The following is a 19,062-nucleotide window of genomic DNA, read 5'->3' as shown; positions in this document are numbered from 1 at the left end:
CCACTGATTTCGGTATCAGAGTGCCAGGCATTTCGGTTCAAACTGTGCCATTTTTGCATGTGTATTAAATCTCATAATGGTTCTGTTTTTATTGCTCCCCAATTCCTCAATCTTACGATAAAAAATAAATTTAGTTATTGATTAAATTGATAGATTTGACATGCCATAATTAACTAAATTTGACTTTTGTCGAGACTATGAAACCTATGAAAACACTTCTATCATTTTTAATACTGTTAACCTTCAGCCAAGCAATAGCACAGGCGGATAAAACTGAATTTCAATATTATTTATCCACATCTGATTTTCAAAATAGGGTTAGTGGACAAGAAAAAATTGTGCCTGTTATTAAAAAGCATGAGAAAGACTATATCAAAATATCCAAATTGGTGGACGAAAAGACTGGGAAACGAAATAAACCCGCCAATTTTCCTTGGGCGGTTAAACTCGATACGACCTATTATTTCAATTTACGATATAGCCGAGATTTACAAAACTTAGAAGTGTACATAGAAGCAGATATTATTGGTAAATTTTGTGCCTTTATCATTGATGAGGATACGAGTCCAATAATTTCAAGTGGCGGCGCGAATTATGGTGGCGGTTTAACGGGTGTACTAATAAAGGAATCGGAAAAGTGGGGTAAGAACTGGATCTCAGAGGACGGCAAAAAAGTAAAACTCCTTATCACTGATACAAGTAACTTAGAACTTAAACACGGATTCGGACATTCGAATTCCGGTTGGAAATTGTTGTCCCGAAAAAACATCAACGAGATATTAGGGCTTTCACTTTCTGAAGAAGACATAAAAAATCTGACCCTAGAAGATGTAAAAACCATCGTGTTGGAAAAAAACAATGTCGACTTACAATGATGGGATAAGCTATAGATTGTTCTTGGCATTAATGACAATTGTCTGCATCAAACCACCTCATCACCATTAGGCGTAAGTACGAAAACGACCTAAACACGGATAATATTATTATAAAAAACAATGAGAAATCATTTTCTTTGTTTGCCACAAGCTAAATATAATCGCAAATGACAGGAATATTAGCCCAAACTATTGCAATGACCTCTTTCGGGAATGATTATTTAAAAACCGGTAAATCGATAAGCTTTTATCCCAAAAACTCTACGTTCCAACATTGCAATTTTGTTGACTTCAGGGAACTAAAAAAAAAGAATTTTTTCAGTTCTAAAAAAGAAATTATTGTTTCCAAAAATCCAATGGAATGGTTCGAACATTTAAAATCCAATAATTGTAAAAAACTCCGTCTTTACTATCAAAAAGTTAAAGAAGATGAACATAAAATGGCTGGAATGGTTGGAGGTGGCGGAAACTGGTACATAGAAACGATTTATCCGACACATTCCGATTTTTGGATAAGCAGATGGCATCACGATAAGAATTTAGGTGAAAAACCTTGGCAAGTCACCTATATAAAAGCCATTGAAAAACGACCAATCTTAAATCAACAATTTGACCTAAGCCAAACAAGTGAAGATTTAAAAACCTGCCTCGAAAATATAATTGAGTTTGCTCATCAACAAACAACAGAAAATTGGGTGAGAATATTTAAAAACGCCAAAGAAACTCTTAAAAATGAAAATCCAGAATCTGACTTCTACCATTATGATCTAATCCTTTGGAATAATTATGATTTAAAGAACAAACAATTGTTGATGTCAGCGAGCAAAGCGTTTGTGTTTGGTGGAATGGGTTCTTGGAATGATATGTCGTTTGAGAAAAAAGATACAGAAGAAACATATAATAAATTATCAAACGAATTATATAATACAATGATGAAGTCTATAGCTTGTGCGATAAACAAAGATAATTTAGGATAAAATCGAGGACAAGGTATTGCTTGGTCATCGCTCCCCGGCTGGTGCGAGCGTCGCAATCCTGCGCACCAACACTATCAGACACAATAATCCATCGCATGGCATTAAAAACACGTAATTCTACTTATAGGAAAGTTTTGAGAAAGATGGAAGATTGGAGGTTTAAGTTTGAACAACTAAAGTTGCTCCCATTTGCACTATTTTGCACTATTAGTGCTTTTAAAGATAAGTTAGCAGTAATTAAACCAAACCCACCCAAAAACAACAATGAGTATCATTAAAGCATTCTTATATACACTTTTAGCATTTGTGTTTTGGACAATACTTCAGCTTTCAATACTTCTTCCAATTAAGTATTTCATCGGAGAACCTGGAGATATTACGCACATTTTTGGAATAACAAGAATAATATCTGTTGTTGGCGCATTTTTACTGATTTTCTTTTACTTCTGGAAACCAAGATTTGATTTAAAAAAAGCATTAAAAATTAAGAATTATAATCCAAGAGTTTATTTGTATTTACCGTTAGTTGGAATTGGTTTACTATTATTAAATAGGCCTTTTTGGGATTTTACTAAAATATTGAACTATTATCAAGACAATTCCATATATGTAAATTCAATTATTGCCACCAATAATATCGCACTATTCTACAATTTAATTTCCACAATATTAATCGCACCTGTTTTTGAAGAGTTGTTTTATAGAAGATTTTTATTAGAAAAACTATCAAATAGGTACAATCCAAATTTATCGATAATTATTTCAAGTCTCTGTTTTTCAATAATGCATATTGAAACACCAAATAACTTAATACCAACGTTTATTAGCGGAATTATCTTTGGTATAATTTATATAAAAACTAAAAAAATCGGTTATAGTATAATGCTACATTTTTTTGTAAACTTAATTATATTTTCAACGAATAACATTGAAGCATCATATGACAATTGGCTTATAGGTTATAATTTTAATATCATGTATTGGCTTTTATCTGGAATAGGAATGTTTTTGATGCTAATCGGAATGAAAAAAATAACTACAACCGTGCGTAAATCATAGCTTGGCATTAAAAACATGTAATTCTACTTGTAGGATATTTTTAGGGAAAATATATATTGAAAGTTGAAAATTTGGAGGACTAAATTTGACTACGATAAAGTTACTTCTATTGCTTAGAGATGGCAAGTATAGGTGCACTTTGTGCTTATAAACATAAGTTGGCAACCATATGACAGAACGAAATAAAATGAACCTATTAAATAAAAGTGAAGTTCTGATAAATCTTCTGTGAAATACATTTGAAATAATTACAATTTAATATATACTTGACCTCTTCTAATCAAAACCTCAAAAATGAAAAAAATCCATTTTGGAAATTTAAAAAGAAAAGAACGTTGGCTAATAGCAACACTGGGTATAATTGGATTATCACTCATAATTAATGGGGCTTTTGAATTTGTAGAATTTGAAAACCCAAAAACTAACAACTATTTAAATGCAACCGGGTTTCTGATTATTGCAATTATCAGCACCCAAATGTTTTGGTATCAGAATTATGTGCAATGGAACAACAGAGGAATACTTATAAAAGTAAAATCACTCCTTGGAAAAAACATAAAATTCAAAGAAATAAAATCATCTGAATTGACAGATAAAAAGCTGGTGATAACCGAAACGTTTGGAAATAAAATTGTAATTGACCTAAGTCATATTGTAGAATCTGACACTTTGAAATTGCATGAGATTATAAACAAAAATACTATTGCCAACGTGTAAAATAATTGTTTATTGATGCCAAACTATGGCACTCATTACAAACGAGCGCCAATAGAGAAGAAAGCTACATTTAAACTAAGTCCAACAATTTTTCAGTAGGCTCCCAGTTCATATCAAATGCTTCGGCAACTTGTTGATAAACAACAGTGCCGTTGGCTATATTCAGTCCTTTCCGCAACTGTTCATCCTCCTTAAGCGCTTGTTTCCAGCCTTTATTGGCAATTTCCGTGGCGTAATTCAATGTGGTATTTGTCAACCCCAAGGTAGCGGTTTGAGGGACGGCGCCCGGCATATTAGTGACACAATAATGCGTGATACCATCTACAACAAAAACTGGATCTTCGTGCGTGGTTGGTCGTGAGGTTTCAAAACAACCGCCCTGATCAATGGAAACATCCACCATCACAGTGCCCGGACGCATGTCTTTAAGCATGTCTTTCGTAATCAATTTTGGCGCTTCTGCACCTGGTATCAACGCTGCTCCAATGATAAGGTCAACCTCGGGAAGCATAGCTCTAATATTAGCTGGGTTTGAAAAGAGTGTAAATATATTTTTTGGCAAGATGTCATTTAAATAACTTAACCGAGAGATGGTACTATGCATAATCGTCACATTAGCGCCCATTCCCGCTGCAACTTTTGCCGCATTAACGCCTACGTTTCCACCGCCTAAAACAAGTACTCTCGCTGGTTTTACTCCTGTGATGCCGCCCATTAAGACTCCGCGGCCACCGTTGGTCTTTTCTAAATATACCGCACCTTTTTGTGCCGCCATTCTACCGGCAACCTCACTCATTGGCACAAGCAAGGGTAACCTACCATTCTCATCTTCTACGGTTTCGTAGGCTATAGCAATGCATTTAGAGTCTATCACTGCTTTAGTGAGTGCTTCATTGGCTGCAAAATGAAAAAACGTAAAAATAATTTGACCTTCGCGCATTCGTGGGTATTCCTGGGCAATTGGTTCTTTTACTTTCAATATCATTTCAGCTCGCTTCCAGAGCTCGTCCACATCATCCAAAATAGTAGCGCCAGCATTTTCATACAGTTGATCTATAAATCCACTTCCTGTTCCCGCGCCCTTCTCAATAAGGACATCGTGACCATTTCGTTTCATTTCCAACACACCACTTGGTTGAATCGCCACACGGTTTTCGTCTGGTTTAATTTCTTTGGGGATTCCAATAATCATAATTTATTTTTAATCTTAGTTAAGAACTTCAAATTTTGAAGATGAACAATTTAATAAAAAAGCAGGAGAATTCGTAACGATGTGCACGCAAAGGTCAATAACTACACTGTAATCACTTTAAAAGGAGGTTGTATTAGACACCAGTCTTGATTCTGCCAGATTTTAAATGCCTTACAATCTCGTTGCGTAAGTTTGAAGTGCAAATAGTTACTTACTAAATCCCGCACAGGTTGTGTAAACATTTTATTTGAAATCTATACTCATAGTTATGAACTGACATATCCTTCAGATAATTACTCAAAATAAAAACCAGTTGGTGACACTACATAAAAAATAATTGCTGGGTTCTCGCCTACTCGGAAACTCTCCGCGAAAATCACGAACTGATTTGTCATTGTTTATTATTTCCTTTCCCCTATATTTGCGCCCTTAAAAAATAGCTTTTTATGAGAAAATATACTTTAATTGTTTTGGTATTTGCATTCTTAACGGCATGTAATAAAAATGATGACACAGTAGATTATACAGAGAAAAATAATAATGACATTATAGCCTATATTGACAAGAATAATTTAGATGCCCAAAAAAGTGGCTCTGGCTTGTATTATATTATTGATGAGCCTGGCTCTGGTGCTCAGCCAGTCACATCCTCTAATGTAACCGTAGCTTATAAAGGTTATTTCTTAGACGGTAAGACTTTTGACCAAAGTGGTGCTAATGGAATTTCGTTCGGTTTGCAACAAGTCATTAAAGGATGGACAGAAGGAATTACCTATTTTAAGGAAGGTGGTAAAGGTAAATTATTAATTCCTTCACATTTAGGCTATGGAAGTAAGGCGCGTCAGGGGATTCCAGCTGGATCTGTACTTATTTTTGATATTCATTTAATCTCTGTGAATTAGTGAGATCGCTTATCGCATTGTCGGCGCTCGTTTTAAACGCGCGCCATAGTGCCATGATCCTTCCCTATTTCCAGCAATATCATGCCCTAAAAAAGCCTGATCCAAATCCTTTCACCCCACAAAATTAGGTGCGTCATTTAAATCCTCATTGGCCCTCGTCTTTGTTGTTTTTCGTATTTTACATGTTTTCATTAGCAATTAATAGTTGAACCGCAGTAAAAAAGCAACTTTTGTATGTTCTGGTCATTCAAAATCCTATACGAGTTCCCTATCCTGATTAAAATATTAAAAACTTCAATCGTACCTTCACAAAAACATTTAAATTCCGGAGCTCCTGCAATACGAGCGCAATAAACAGAGTTATATACTTAAGAACACTGTCTTAAGTAATCAAAACAGATCATGAATTAAATGAAGCCTATAGCAACACTCCTACTCCTTTGGTTTGGCATATTGACCGCCGGCGCACAAATTGCCGAAGATATCACAAGCTTAGAAACACCTGTTTTGGACGAAACTTCCGGTCTTCTTTTTTATAAAGACACTCTCATTACACATACCGACAGTGGTGGCAAAGCAGAATTATATGAAATAAACGCCAGCACTGGGGCCGTTACAAGAACGGTTGAAATAACCAATGCCACTAATGTCGATTGGGAAGATATGGCCCAAGATGCGGCTTATATCTATATTGGCGATATTGGCAATAATTCAGGCGACAGGACAGATCTGAAGATCTATAAAATATCCAAAGCAGATTACAACGCTTCCGATGGTAAGGTTACTGCCGAAATTATAAGCTACTCTTATGCCGATCAGCTTGATTTTACGCGGCATCCAAACCAAACCAATTGGGATGCTGAAGGCCTGATTTCTTATGGGGACAAGCTTCTAATATTCACCAAAAACTGGGCAGACAATAAGACGAATGTTTATGCGGTGCCAAAAATTAGTGGCACCCATAGTGCTGTTTTAGTAAGTAGCCACAATACTAACGGACTCATTACCGGCGCCGATAGTTCTCCTGACGAACGTGTGATTTATCTTATTGGATATAGCAATTCCGAAGCGCCATTCATGTTCACGATCCATAATATACCTGAATATAGCCTGGACCTATTTTCGGGAGAAGTCTCAGAAAAAATAGCGGATATTGTTACCCTGGGACATCAAACTGAAGGGATTGCACTTTATGAGATCACTCCAACGACGCATCGTATATATCTTTCCAACGAAAAACTCAATACTTCCCTTGGTCCCATTAAAATAAAGATTCCTGCTAAATTGATGGGTATTGAAATTGATGCGCAAACCTTAATCTCCAACTAATGTTATGCTCGTGGGTTTGCAATAGACAATTTTAAGTCTCCTCTGATTCAAAGGCAGCAATGGCGCTTAAAAAATAGCGGCTGTACCGCTCCGCCTTTACTTTCCCAACCCCCAACACCTCTTTAAACTCTGATTTTGTCTTTGGTCGTCTTGCTTCCATATCTTTTAATGTCGCATCACTAAAGACGACATAAGCCGGGACTTTTGCTTCTTTGGCAATCGCTGAGCGCAGTTCACGTAATCTTTGAAATAGTTTCGAACCCGTTGTATGTTTAATACGATCAGACTTGGTTGCCTGCACTTGCTTTCGAGGCGTGGCCAAACGTACCGGTCGGTCATCAAATAAAATGGCATTGGCAAGCGGCGTCAATACTAAACGCCCATTTTCATGAAAGCGGATTTCCAGAATCCCTTGATTCAACATCTGAATGATATATTGCTGCAAATCTAACCAGGACATATCATGAAGAATGCCGTAAGTCTTGATGTTCTGGTACCCTTTGCCCATAACCTGAGCGTTTTGAGCACCTCTTAACACATCAATAACCATCCCTGTTGATTCTTGCTCTTTAAGCCTATAAACGGCTGAACATACTTTTTTAGTGAGAATGGTGCCGTCAAAATAGCGTGGCGGCGATTTGCACACATCGCAATTGTTGCAGTTTTCGGTATGGTGTTCTCCAAAATAATTGAGAAGTGCAATACGACGGCAACTTAAAGCCTCAGCAAACTGCTGCATGCGATTCAATTTCGCTATTTGATAGTCGGCGTTGGAGGCGTTTTCGGTAAACCTTCTCAGCTGAACCACATCCGCATACGAATAAAACAGAATATTATACGCAGGAAGTCCATCGCGACCGCCTCGTCCGATTTCCTGATAATAGCCTTCGATGTTTTTGGGCATATTATAATGGATGACCCAACGCACGTTGCTTTTATCAATCCCCATCCCAAAGGCAATGGTGGCCACAATTATAGGGGTGACATCATTGATAAAGCTTTCCTGAATGCTGTTCCGTTGGTCGGCCGAAAGTCCAGCATGATACGCTTTGGCTTTAAATCCGCTTTTCTTAAGTTTCGCGGTGACCTCTTGGGTACTTTTTCGGCTCAAACAATAAATAATACCACTTTCATCAGGTCTAGTTTTCAAAAACCTTATGATCTGATTGATACGATCATTTCCGGGGCGCACTTCCAAATAAAGATTTTCCCGATCAAAAGAAGATAAATGGACTTTAGCATCCAAAATATTCAATTGGGTAATGATATCCTGTTGTGTAGCACCATCGGCGGTGGCTGTAAAGGCAGCAATCGGTTTATTTGGGAATTGCTTTTTGAGGTAGCCCAATTGCGTATAAGCAGGTCTAAAATCATGGCCCCAAGACGAAATACAATGCGCTTCGTCAACAGCGATCAAACTGATTTCTATCTCAGAGAAATACTGTGAAAGGTTTTGCAAACTTTCTGGCGCCACATAAATCAACTTTAAGTCGCCGTCCTGCAATTGTTTGAGGATGTCATTCTGTACAGAAACCTCTTGACTGCTATTGTAATATGCCGCAGATATGCCATTGGTCAGAAGTGCATCCACTTGATCTTTCATTAAGGCAATCAAAGGCGAAATGACGATGGCCGTTCCTGGAAGTGCCAGAGCCGGCAACTGAAAACACACCGACTTTCCGCCACCCGTTGGCATAATGGTCAAAACGTCATTTCCATTGATGATATCGTTGACAATCTGCTCTTGATTAGGCCGAAATGTACGATATCCGAAATGGGTTTTTAAAAGTTCTAAAGTGGTATCTGTAGTAATCATTTTATATTTTTAAAGAGACACTGGCCATAGTGTCTTTCCTATTTTGACATCCGAACAAACATTTAGCAATCAAAAACACATTTGTGATTGATGTCGATTTATAACATTAAAAGTGTAGAAATAAAGGCCTTGTTCACAAAACTTCTTAGGTATAAATTCACTTTTATAAGCGGCATCAAAGGTACTGATTTCAAGATTGAATTATGGAATTCTGGTGTCCTGAACTTTGTTTTGTTTTCAACCTGCTTGTGATGTAATTTATATTTTCTGTTTAGAAAACTCAGGCACAACTCGTTGACAGCATCAGGAAGCTTTGTGAGGCATAGGTTTAAATGAACCCTCGTGGAATGAATATTAAACGACCATATTCCCCTGCTGTCGCGAGTAGCCCACTCGAGACCCCAACTCTTTCTACCCACAGAACCCACGGCATGGTTTAAAAAAAACGTAGTTCTACTTGTAGGAAAGTTTATAAAAAGGTGGTAGATTGAGGGTTGGAAAGTTGACTCTATTGGCATAGAAATGACAGATATAGGCCCTACTAGTGCTTACAAGTATAAATAGGCAACAAGCTAAAAATGGATATAAAACATTTACCAAATAAAGGCTTCATACTAAATTCTGTTAGAATAAAATGGAATGACGATCGAGATTCGGTTAGAGAAAAAATCGGAAATAAGCATAAGGAAGATGATAAAACGATTGACGTCGCGGAATATTTTGACGGAGACGAAAGTGTGAAAATTCACCAAAAAAGAGATGTTTACAAAAATCTGAATGCTATAAATGATTTGCTATTTCTACATTATGACAAATACAATAAATTAAGAGAATTAGAAGTACACTCTGGATTTGATATTATGATTGACAATATTAGACTTGGTTTTGGAAACGAAATTTCGGATATCTTAAAACAATTTCAAGAAAGCGGAGTTGAATACTTAGAAACAGAAAAAGGAAATTATCTCGTGCCGAATTTAAAAATAACGAAAGTAAATAGTGAATCAATGGGTGGAAATGGAACTGGATTGTCTTATTTTTATGCGACATCTGAAATTAACCATTTAACCGATTTATAAAAAATCAAACTTAAGATGATGTAGGCAACCAGCCCAAACGAATCGCTCTGGCGGGTGGCTTGTTCTCAACGTCTTGGAAAACACTCAATGTTTGAATGCGTTGCAGGACAGGTCCAATGGCTCTGTAAATATTTAGTGTTTTAAGTGTTTGCTACCGCAACTATTCTTACACGTAATCCTTAGCTACAAGCTGAGTCAAGAAAAATGAAATTTATTTAGAAATAGGGTTTGGAATAAATGTTTCAGCATTTTTTCAATTGCTGAAAAGATAAATTCAAAACTTTTATCTGTTAAAATCACTGTTTTTTCAGAATAGAAAACTCGGAACAAATACCGTATCCAACACTGTATCATAAACGCCGTTCTTAATTACAACACACCATTCCAAAAGATGATTGAAAGACTTGAACATAATGACTTAGAGGTATCTAAAAGAATACGCACCGTTTTTCAATTATCGTATCAAATAGAAGCGAAATTATTGAAGGCTACTGATTTTCCTCCCTTAAAAAGACCTTTGATAAGTTATGTCAATAGCAACACAGCATTTTTCGGATACTTAAAAGGCAGAGAACTTGCTGGAGTAATTGAAATAGAACATAACACTAATTTTACAAAGATTAATAGCTTAGTAGTTCATCCGACTTTTTTTAGACAAGGAATTGCGAGGAAGTTAATGGAATTCGTTTTTAATACATTTGATTCGAATCTTTTTGTTGTCGAAACCGGACTGGAGAACATGCCTGCTATTGAATTGTATAAGACATTTGATTTTAAAGAAGTTAAACAATATAACACTGACCACGGAATTAGAAAAATACAGTTTGAGCGACAAATAAACAACTAAGTATACGAAATCACTATGTCCTTTCTGATTCTGATTTTGAAAAAAACTTATTTGTTGCGGTTTAATACCATCGGACTTTACCCACTAAGGACGCTTGAGAAGAAGCCTACACCGAAACAAATATTATTCAATTAATTTATTTTACATATTAACTTAATATTCTTAGGTTTAGTACTTATTAATTGTTGAGAATCTCTCCAAAATTTCGGTATGCAAAAAATTTTGAAAAAAGCGCCTTTTATCGACGAGGTTCTAAAAGGAATTAGTCAAATTCTACTTCAAGAAAACCCTTGGACAGGTTTTTTATTTTTATTGGGAATGCTTATCGGGCATTGGAGTTATGCTGCCTCGGCACTCTTAGCAACCATAGTAGGAACCCTTTTTGCCAGAATTATTAAACTGGATCCGCTGCTCATTAAAAAAGGAGTGTACGGTTATAACCCCGCACTTGTGGGCATCACCTTAACCTTTTTATTTGATAAAACCTTCATTGTTTGGGGTTTGGTAGTTGGCGTGGGCGGTATTTTGACAGTTTTGATCCATCATTATTTTATTCTTAAGAAAATTACTGTCTTCACTTTCCCGTATATCTTAGTGGCATGGGTGTCTTATCTTCTTATAGACCAATTCAAGCTTTTAGAACCTTCAACCATTCAGCGAATGTCAATAGATGCTTCGACAATCAAATATGGAGACTACTTTGCGGCTATTGGAGGTTTTGGTGAAGTTATCTTTCAGGAAAACATTGTGGCCAGTTTTATTATCTTCTTAGGTGTTTATATCAGCAAACCGATTGCGGCACTTTATGGGTTGATCGCTTCGCTCTTGGCCACTTTATTGTCTCAAGTGTTCGGCCAATCTGCAGAATTGGTTTATGTTGGCTTATTCGGATTCAATGCTGTTCTGACAGCCATCGTTTTCTCGGGAACAGAAAAAGAAAATGGCCTCTGGGTTTTAATTGGTGCTACAATCACGATTTGTATTAATATCTTTTTGGTGGATTTCAATCTCTTAAAACATGTGGGAGGAACGTTCACTTTTCCGTTTGTGGCTGGAACATGGATTACCTTATGGCTCAAATCAAAAGTTTCGTTATTCACATTAAAAACGAATTATTTTTAAAACTTCTCCAGCTGACGCCAGTGTCACGCTGGTGCTCAACAACACTATCGGCGACTATAACCCATGGAATGGCCTAAAAAACACATAGCTCTACATACAGAAAAATATGTAGGAAAGTGGTAAATTGAGGTTGGTAATTTGTCATTACGACTAAATCAGATTGCAGAAACTACTTCTATTCATCCAAAAATGGTAGCTGTGGGTAGTTTTGATGCTTTTAATTACAAGTTGGCTAACCTATAAACTAAAAAAGAGAGGCATGTTCAAAACCCTTATATTATTATTTGTAATTATTATTTCCCCACAAGCGAAATTAATAGGACAACAAACGAGCACATATTTAAAAGCGGGCCATTTATACGACAGCAAAAACAATACGCTGCTAAAAAACAAGTTGATCCAAATTCAAGGAACAAAAATTATATCCATTGGCGAGTTTTCATCCTTACCTAAAAATCATCGTGCCATTGATTTAACAGATTACACTGTTCTTCCCGGCCTGATAGACGCTCATACACACGTACTTTTTTCTCAAGATGCCAACGAAGATTTTGCAGCACACAGTATTCAATCCCTTACCATGGAAAGCAATGCATTAAGAGTACTTCGTGGTTTTAAAAGAGCTCAAAGCTATTTAGATCAGGGCATCACAAGTATTAAGGATCTTGGAAATTCTGGCCTATACCTTGATGTGGCGCTTAGAGACGCTATTAACGAAGGAACGATTGAAGGTCCACGCATTTTTGCTTCTGGGCCTATTTTAGCCGCATATGGCGGACAAATTTATGGTGTACTACCTGAACATCAAAATATAATTGATTTAGAATATCGAATAATAACCAGTCCTGAGGATGCAAGAAATGCTGTCCGTGAAGATGTTAACCAAAATGTAGATTTGATTAAAATTTGCGCTGACAATGTTCCAAATAAAACCCATTTAACAATAGATGAAATAAAATCAATTGTGAAAACGGCGCACTCACACAATTTAACAGTTACAGCGCATTGTATTACCAACCAGTCTGCTTGGAATGCAATCGAAGCCGGTGTTGATGGTATTGAACACGGTATTAATTTAGCCGATTCTACTTTAACCAAAATGGCCGAAAAGAAAATTTTTTTAGTGCCAACAGAAAATAGTAGATCGTATATGGCTACTTATGCCAAACTTGCTGGCTATGAACAAGATGAAATAGGATGGATTGAGAACTATCTTGAAAGAAATAAAGATAGGCTAAACAAAGCCATTGATAAAGGCGTCCCTATTGTGGCGGGTTCTGATAATTACACAGATATAAAGGTATCTCGAGGACAATCCTCAAAAGACATGTTTACCTATTATTTTGAAGCAGGAATGAAGCCATTGGATATACTACAGTCAAGCACATATATTTCAGCAGTTCAATTAAAAAAAGAAAATGAAATTGGCTATATATCACCTCAAGCAACTGCGGATATCATAGCTGTAAAAGGAGATATCCTTAATGATTTTATCGCTACAATTGAAAACGTTGTATTCATAATGAAAGACGGAAAGGTTTATGACAATAAAACCGACTAAAATTTACCTGAAAACAAAAAGCGTATGCCAACCTTGGCAACCGATGCACAACCCCATAAAATTTCAAGATCTGAACTTTTTCAAGCCTTATTAAGGCCTTTTATTTTGTAGCCAATCAATTATGTCAATTATATTTTGGTTGACTTAAAGTAATGTCCGCTGCTGGCGCAAGCATTCCGCTCGTGTCTACAACACAGCAACTAACCAAGTCTAAACGGCACTTTACGCACTCACTTATTAAAAAGATCGTCTCCTGCATAGAAGCTTAAATAGCACTATCGGTCACTATAACCCATAGAATGCCTCTGAAAATAAGTAGCTCTACTTATAGGAAAGTTGGGGGAAAATGGTATTTTAGACCCTTCTAATCCATAGATCAACACTTCATGTGCTATATTTATGTTGTGAAATATTCCCTCAAATTAAAAAACTCTATAAACATTTAATTCAAACTATAATAAATTACCCATGATTCAGAATTAAACAAAAATTGGAAACCTATGAAATTGAAAATTATTTTCCTATTAAGCACTATGGCTTGCCTTATTATTTCTTGTGGAACTAAAGATGATGATGTTTCCATAGTTGAAGAAAATGTGACAAAAACCTATGGAAACCATGTGTTTCTTGATTCACAAAGTAAATTAGACGCTTTCGCAGCCAACAATTATGATGAAATTATTGGTAATATTGTGCTAACGGGTCTATCTATAACTTCCGCTACAGATTTAAAAAGTATTAAATTTATATCTGGTGACATCCTTGTTATGGGAACAAACTTAGAAAACCTTGATGGTCTTGCTAATACAAATGTTTCTGATGATTCAATTCTCGAGATTAATAGCAATCAAAAATTAACATCCTTAAATGGGCTCAGCAGCATTTCCAAACGACTAAAGAGATTAGTCATTAAAGGAAACCCATTAATTAAAGATTTAGAAGGATTAAAAAATATTACTCATGTTACAACGGAAATTTTTCTTTCTGATACTAAAGAACTCACTAGTTTGAATGGGCTTTCAGGTATAAGCAGTGAGGTGTTTTTTGTTCAGATAAGAGATAATTCAGCGCTTGTTGACACAGAAGGCTTAAGAAACATCCCTAAGATAGAGCATCTGCATTTTATTAATAACAGTGCCCTGATTTCAATAAGTAACATGTCCAGTTTAACAGAGGTAATAGTTCTTGGGATAAGTAGAAATGCGTCGTTGGAAAACATCAATGGTTTGTCTGAATTAAAAACCTGTTCAACCCTGAGAATTCATCATAATAACAGTTTGAAAAACCTCGATGGGTTAATCAAACTTAGTAAAGTTGATAATGGTATGATGGGAATAACAAATAACACATCCTTAAGAGATTTCTGTGGCCTAAGCCTAATAGCAACAGTTAGCTCCGCAAACTATTTTAATATTGAGTTTAATTATTACAATCCAACAAAGAACGATATCAAAGCTGGGAATTGTAGTATTTAAAATTAGTTGTTTCCTCCGATAGCGTATCCCTTCTTCTTTCAGTATCTTTAATTTATCACGTCTGAAACTGTAATATTGGACAAAGTATGCTGGTCAATTTTTTTCTAAAATATGTGGCTCTACTTCTATAAAAGCGAAGAGAAGGTGTATTGTGGTCTTAAATAAGGTATTGAAGTAACGATGTCTGTGTTGGCACATTTGAAACGTATCAGCTAAAACTTCAGAACATGATAGAGTTTCGGTCCGTATTGATAGTTATAATGATTTTTTTAATCATCACTTTTCCTTATTGGAAGCTCACTCATAATTTTGTTGAAAGAGTTTATGGTAAAAAGACATTTTACCAATGGGGTTCGAGAACTTATTATTGGCACACTGCATTGTTGGTCAGTGGTAAACTGACGGTTGTCGTTATACTATTTTTAAAATGGTCAAATGCTGGGCTTTTTATAAGCCCGTACAACAAAAAAGTGTCACACGTTGCCAGTAAGCTTTAACTACCCATTCCTGCGCAATTAATTGGATCACCTCTAATTTAAAACAGATGAAAAAAACACTCCTTTTGATCTTTATAATTCTCATGCTTTTCTCGTGTTCAAATTCTGATGATGGCATAGACTGCAGTCTTTACGACCCCGCATTCCCTGCTTTATATGTCCGTATCGTTGATGAAACTGGAACAAATCTCATCGAAAATGGTACGATTGATCCAGACTACATCAGTGTGGAGGGTGATTTTTTAAATGCCGGTTTTCGATTTGTGCCTCCAAATGAATTTGCCAACCCTGATGCCGAGATTAGAGAGCTGGATAATTCACTGAACCTAACAATTCCACATTCATCAACCTTTCAGTACACCATCCATCTCAACGAAATGGACCCCATTAAGGTAGATTTCACCGCAGAGTTAAAAAGGATTGCTTGTCATTTAAGCTATTTCCTCCCTATTGAAGCCATATTTAACAACCAATCTCTCGTTATAAAAGAAATAGCCCCACTTCAAGTTTTGGCCATAATAACCTTGTAAAGAACACTGATAGCAAGAGTATTCAGAGAATGTCCCATACAATTGCCCAGACGTTCAAAAACTCAAAGGAAAGGAGTTAAATCCTAATGATGGGAATAAGCGAATCTCGCTTTCGCTAGCGTCCTGATCGGATGCAACAACACACTAAGAATTTAATAAAAAACCGTCTCCTCATTTTATCAGCAACCTCAGCATCCTAATTAAACAACTAGTTCAACACCAAATCCCTGTTCCTGAAATTGTTGAAAACTTGCAGTACTACATCTACAACGGTTTCAGTAAAGGTGGTAGATTTAACCACCTATAAAGTAGGTTTAGACAATGACAAATCTACACCTTTATCGGCCAGACATAAAAAAAAGAAGTGTATTCAAATCTTAATTAGCAATGGAACAAAACAAACCAACCAAAAAAGTAAAAACGATCGGCATCATCGTAGGAGCCATTGCTTTTGCCATCTCCTATTATGGCGTACAACAGTTTTTTAAATCGGACTTGGAATTGAATTTAAAAAAAGTCGCAACGGAATTCAACAAAAAGGGGCCTCAGCAAATTGACCAATACACAAGATTGGATAGCGTGTCGAGTATAGGAAAAACCAATTTTATTTATCACTATACGCTTATTGATATAGAAAAATCAGAAGTGAATTTAGACACGGCGAACAAATATGTCAGACCAAGCATCATTGAGAATATAAAAACCAGTCCGGAATTAAAGATCTATCGTGACAATAATATTACAATGGACTATAAATATTATGATAAAAACGGTGATTTTGTCATTGATATTTCTGTAACACCCGAAATCTATAAATCGGAATAAACAACTTCGCCAACACTGAATTCGTGATTATCCCCTTTAACTTAACAAGGAGCCATGGAAGATTAACATTGCAGCCTTCCGCTTTTAAAAACACTTACCTCCATCGGTCAGGATCAATATTTAACAAGCTTACAATTGGCATATCATGTTGTATTTCAGTATCAAAGCTTTGGAAATACGTTCCTCTAATTATAGGAAAACTTCGAGAAAAACATTAATTTAGGATCAGATAAATTAAGTATATGTAAAGTTATAAGCCATACAAGAAACGGCCAAAACCGAGAACCCTATTTGGATACGAATGAAAAAACACACTTATGAAATCAAAGTTGAATGGACAGGAAACGAGGGAACTGGAACCCTGGATTACAAATCTTACAATAGAAACCACAAAATAATAGCGCCCGGAAAGTATGGTGAAATAAGCGGTTCATCTGACCCTTCTTTTTTGGGAGACAAAGCAAGATATAATCCAGAAGACCTTTTTTTATCTTCCTTATCAGCTTGCCATATGCTTTGGTATCTGCACTTATGTGCTGTGCATAAAATTATAGTCACTGAATATTTGGATGATGCAATGGGGACTATGGAAGAAACTGAAAACGGAAACGGTCGATTTACGGAGGTCATACTAAATCCCAAGGTAAAAATAACAGATTTCAATAGGATAGAAGAAGCGAACGATTTACACAAGGAGGCCAACAAAATGTGTTTTATTGCGAACTCTTGTAACTTTAAAATTGGACATCATCCGACTACGACTGCAGTATAATTTTGCGTTGCGTATATTCAGAAAGTTAGCGTCATTATATCCGCTGTGATAGGTATAGAAAACGTCATGTGCAATCCAATCAAGAAGCTTCGGGGATATTAAAATCCACTGGTAGAATAAAAATCGTAACTCCATGAAAAATACATTTAAAATAATCGTTGTAACTTTTTTGGTAAGTACGTTAACCCATTGCAATGGCCAAACCAAATCTGGAACTAAACAATCAGAAACCAAAACGGAGAGGAAACAACTTGTCGGAGGAGGTTGTGACGGTTGTGAACTGATGTATGTTGGAATGCCAAAAAACATTAAGTCAATCGACACCAGTTCGGGATGGACTGAAAAAGGTCAGAAATTGATGATCACAGGTACCGTTTACAAACTTGGTGGCAAAATCCCAGCTCCAAATGTTATCATTTATTATTGGCAAACCGACCCTAACGGCTTTTATTCTCCAAAAGCAGGAATGGACGAACAGGCCAAAAGACACGGGCATATAAGAGGTTGGGTAAAATCAGACGAAAATGGAAACTATTCTGTTTATACCATCAGACCCGCACCCTATCCAAGCAATGATATGCCGGCACACATCCACACATCAATTAAGGAACCAAACATCAAGGACGAATATTATATTGACGAATTTGTTTTTGATGACGATATCTTGTTGACAGGCAAAAAAAGAAAAGCACTTGAAAATCGAGGTGGAAGTGGCATTTTAAGAGTTTTGATTGACAAGGATATGCAAGTAGCGGAACACGATATTATCTTAGGACTAAATATTCCAAACTATCCAGAAAAGAATGAAGCAAAACTAAATTCAGGACTTGAAATTGGCGAAGACAATCCTTCTTTTACACCTTTTCACGCTTATGGCCCAGATAAAGGAACCAAAACTTGTCCAGTTTGTAAATATGGAAGATTTCATGGCATCGTTTATTTTGTCGGAAACCATCCAAATTGGGACAATATAAAAGATTGGTTATCATTTTTGGAACTTGAAAGTGTTAAGCGCAGTAACTATTTAAAAGTCTATTTTGTGTATGGGAACGAGAAAGATTACAGCAAGGAAATGAGAGAAAAGGAATTAGAGAATTTAGGAAATGAACTGAATACAGAACATATTGCTTTAACATTTGTTCCGTCATTTGCTGACCAGGAAAGTGAAGTAAACCTCAACAAAATAAACCCCGAAGTGGAGAATACATTTGTGATTTATAGAAACAGGGCGATAATTGACAAGTACATGAATCTAAGCCCAACACAAGCTAATTACAAACTGATTTCACAAACCTTGGACAAAACGAAAAATGAATATTTCAATCTGCCGGAACCTAAACACGACTGAGATGAGCACCACACATAAGTTGTAGACAAGCTATGGCACGGTCTGCGCCTATTGAAAAGCTACGATTTTAGTGTATCCCACTGAAGACCATCTACGCTGTAATTACCCAAGCATAAACGGTACACGCCCATATTTAAAA

General features: G+C 36.2%; 18 protein-coding genes. 16 read left to right on the top strand and 2 right to left on the bottom strand.

The window, feature by feature from the left end; translation table 11 throughout:
* Positions 1-206: 206 nt before the first annotated feature.
* The 4 genes from J4051_RS17020 (at position 207) to J4051_RS17005 (ending at position 3,628) form a co-directional block, all read left to right on the top strand.
* Positions 207-875, top strand: a complete 669-nt coding sequence (locus J4051_RS17020) for a hypothetical protein (protein ID WP_208235082.1) — start codon at positions 207-209, stop codon at positions 873-875.
* 167 nt (positions 876-1,042) lie between these two features.
* Positions 1,043-1,852: a hypothetical protein gene (locus J4051_RS17015; RefSeq protein ID WP_208235081.1), complete on the top strand. Its 810-nt coding sequence runs from the start codon at positions 1,043-1,045 to the stop codon at positions 1,850-1,852.
* A gap of 264 nt (positions 1,853-2,116) precedes the next feature.
* Complete coding sequence (locus tag J4051_RS17010) at positions 2,117-2,911, top strand: CPBP family intramembrane glutamic endopeptidase (protein WP_208235080.1); 795 nt, start codon at positions 2,117-2,119, stop codon at positions 2,909-2,911.
* Between the two features lie 294 nt (positions 2,912-3,205).
* Positions 3,206-3,628, top strand: a complete 423-nt coding sequence (locus J4051_RS17005) for a hypothetical protein (protein WP_208235079.1) — start codon at positions 3,206-3,208, stop codon at positions 3,626-3,628.
* 70 nt (positions 3,629-3,698) lie between these two features.
* Here J4051_RS17005 and ald read toward each other — a convergent pair whose 3' ends face one another.
* On the bottom strand, positions 3,699-4,820 hold the full coding sequence (ald, locus tag J4051_RS17000) for an alanine dehydrogenase (protein WP_208235078.1): 1,122 nt from the start codon (positions 4,818-4,820) through the stop codon (positions 3,699-3,701).
* Between the two features lie 446 nt (positions 4,821-5,266).
* On the opposite strand from ald, the gene J4051_RS16995 reads away from it, so the two are divergent.
* A complete protein-coding gene (locus J4051_RS16995) occupies positions 5,267-5,722 on the top strand; it encodes an FKBP-type peptidyl-prolyl cis-trans isomerase (RefSeq protein WP_208235077.1) in 456 nt (151 codons plus the stop codon).
* 411 nt (positions 5,723-6,133) lie between these two features.
* A complete protein-coding gene (locus tag J4051_RS16990; protein WP_208235076.1) occupies positions 6,134-7,051 on the top strand; it encodes a T9SS C-terminal target domain-containing protein in 918 nt (305 codons plus the stop codon).
* A 31-nt stretch (positions 7,052-7,082) separates the two neighbouring features.
* Here J4051_RS16990 and recQ read toward each other — a convergent pair whose 3' ends face one another.
* Positions 7,083-8,867 carry a DNA helicase RecQ gene (gene recQ, locus J4051_RS16985; protein ID WP_208235075.1) on the bottom strand — a complete coding sequence of 595 codons (1,785 nt, stop codon included), beginning with the start codon at positions 8,865-8,867 and terminating at the stop codon, positions 7,083-7,085.
* A gap of 578 nt (positions 8,868-9,445) precedes the next feature.
* On the opposite strand from recQ, the gene J4051_RS16980 reads away from it, so the two are divergent.
* From J4051_RS16980 to J4051_RS16935, 10 genes are all read left to right on the top strand, one after another.
* Positions 9,446-9,946, top strand: a complete 501-nt coding sequence (locus J4051_RS16980) for a hypothetical protein (RefSeq protein WP_208235074.1) — start codon at positions 9,446-9,448, stop codon at positions 9,944-9,946.
* A gap of 391 nt (positions 9,947-10,337) precedes the next feature.
* Positions 10,338-10,793 carry a GNAT family N-acetyltransferase gene (locus tag J4051_RS16975; RefSeq protein WP_208235073.1) on the top strand — a complete coding sequence of 152 codons (456 nt, stop codon included), beginning with the start codon at positions 10,338-10,340 and terminating at the stop codon, positions 10,791-10,793.
* Positions 10,794-11,003: 210 nt separating this feature from the next.
* Positions 11,004-11,915, top strand: a complete 912-nt coding sequence (locus J4051_RS16970; RefSeq protein ID WP_208235072.1) for an urea transporter — start codon at positions 11,004-11,006, stop codon at positions 11,913-11,915.
* A 259-nt stretch (positions 11,916-12,174) separates the two neighbouring features.
* On the top strand, positions 12,175-13,476 hold the full coding sequence (locus tag J4051_RS16965) for a metal-dependent hydrolase family protein (RefSeq protein ID WP_208235071.1): 1,302 nt from the start codon (positions 12,175-12,177) through the stop codon (positions 13,474-13,476).
* Between the two features lie 500 nt (positions 13,477-13,976).
* Complete coding sequence (locus J4051_RS16960) at positions 13,977-14,951, top strand: hypothetical protein (RefSeq protein WP_208235070.1); 975 nt, start codon at positions 13,977-13,979, stop codon at positions 14,949-14,951.
* A 227-nt stretch (positions 14,952-15,178) separates the two neighbouring features.
* Positions 15,179-15,448: a hypothetical protein gene (locus J4051_RS16955; protein ID WP_208235069.1), complete on the top strand. Its 270-nt coding sequence runs from the start codon at positions 15,179-15,181 to the stop codon at positions 15,446-15,448.
* 47 nt (positions 15,449-15,495) lie between these two features.
* Positions 15,496-15,978, top strand: a complete 483-nt coding sequence (locus J4051_RS16950; RefSeq protein ID WP_208235068.1) for a hypothetical protein — start codon at positions 15,496-15,498, stop codon at positions 15,976-15,978.
* 387 nt (positions 15,979-16,365) lie between these two features.
* Positions 16,366-16,803, top strand: a complete 438-nt coding sequence (locus tag J4051_RS16945; protein ID WP_208235067.1) for a hypothetical protein — start codon at positions 16,366-16,368, stop codon at positions 16,801-16,803.
* A gap of 301 nt (positions 16,804-17,104) precedes the next feature.
* Positions 17,105-17,575 carry an OsmC family protein gene (locus J4051_RS16940; protein WP_208235066.1) on the top strand — a complete coding sequence of 157 codons (471 nt, stop codon included), beginning with the start codon at positions 17,105-17,107 and terminating at the stop codon, positions 17,573-17,575.
* A 133-nt stretch (positions 17,576-17,708) separates the two neighbouring features.
* Complete coding sequence (locus J4051_RS16935) at positions 17,709-18,923, top strand: dioxygenase family protein (protein ID WP_208235065.1); 1,215 nt, start codon at positions 17,709-17,711, stop codon at positions 18,921-18,923.
* Positions 18,924-19,062: the final 139 nt, after the last annotated feature.

This window comes from Gelidibacter pelagius, assembly GCF_017581925.1.
Classification (GTDB): Bacteria; Bacteroidota; Bacteroidia; order Flavobacteriales; family Flavobacteriaceae; genus Gelidibacter; species Gelidibacter pelagius.
This window is presented reverse-complemented; position numbering and strand designations above follow the sequence as displayed.

Excerpts from the sequence above, each read along its gene's own strand:
- J4051_RS17020 (WP_208235082.1), top strand. The coding sequence starts at position 207 with ATGAAAACACTTCTATCATTTTTAATACTGTTAACCTTCAGCCAAGCA.
- J4051_RS17015 (WP_208235081.1), top strand. The coding sequence starts at position 1,043 with ATGACAGGAATATTAGCCCAAACTATTGCAATGACCTCTTTCGGGAAT.
- J4051_RS17010 (WP_208235080.1), top strand. The coding sequence starts at position 2,117 with ATGAGTATCATTAAAGCATTCTTATATACACTTTTAGCATTTGTGTTT.
- J4051_RS17005 (WP_208235079.1), top strand. The coding sequence starts at position 3,206 with ATGAAAAAAATCCATTTTGGAAATTTAAAAAGAAAAGAACGTTGGCTA.
- ald (WP_208235078.1), bottom strand. The coding sequence starts at position 4,820 with ATGATTATTGGAATCCCCAAAGAAATTAAACCAGACGAAAACCGTGTG.
- J4051_RS16995 (WP_208235077.1), top strand. The coding sequence starts at position 5,267 with ATGAGAAAATATACTTTAATTGTTTTGGTATTTGCATTCTTAACGGCA.
- J4051_RS16990 (WP_208235076.1), top strand. The coding sequence starts at position 6,134 with ATGAAGCCTATAGCAACACTCCTACTCCTTTGGTTTGGCATATTGACC.
- recQ (WP_208235075.1), bottom strand. The coding sequence starts at position 8,867 with ATGATTACTACAGATACCACTTTAGAACTTTTAAAAACCCATTTCGGA.
- J4051_RS16980 (WP_208235074.1), top strand. The coding sequence starts at position 9,446 with ATGGATATAAAACATTTACCAAATAAAGGCTTCATACTAAATTCTGTT.
- J4051_RS16975 (WP_208235073.1), top strand. The coding sequence starts at position 10,338 with ATGATTGAAAGACTTGAACATAATGACTTAGAGGTATCTAAAAGAATA.
- J4051_RS16970 (WP_208235072.1), top strand. The coding sequence starts at position 11,004 with ATGCAAAAAATTTTGAAAAAAGCGCCTTTTATCGACGAGGTTCTAAAA.
- J4051_RS16965 (WP_208235071.1), top strand. The coding sequence starts at position 12,175 with ATGTTCAAAACCCTTATATTATTATTTGTAATTATTATTTCCCCACAA.
- J4051_RS16960 (WP_208235070.1), top strand. The coding sequence starts at position 13,977 with ATGAAATTGAAAATTATTTTCCTATTAAGCACTATGGCTTGCCTTATT.
- J4051_RS16955 (WP_208235069.1), top strand. The coding sequence starts at position 15,179 with ATGATAGAGTTTCGGTCCGTATTGATAGTTATAATGATTTTTTTAATC.
- J4051_RS16950 (WP_208235068.1), top strand. The coding sequence starts at position 15,496 with ATGAAAAAAACACTCCTTTTGATCTTTATAATTCTCATGCTTTTCTCG.
- J4051_RS16945 (WP_208235067.1), top strand. The coding sequence starts at position 16,366 with ATGGAACAAAACAAACCAACCAAAAAAGTAAAAACGATCGGCATCATC.
- J4051_RS16940 (WP_208235066.1), top strand. The coding sequence starts at position 17,105 with ATGAAAAAACACACTTATGAAATCAAAGTTGAATGGACAGGAAACGAG.
- J4051_RS16935 (WP_208235065.1), top strand. The coding sequence starts at position 17,709 with ATGAAAAATACATTTAAAATAATCGTTGTAACTTTTTTGGTAAGTACG.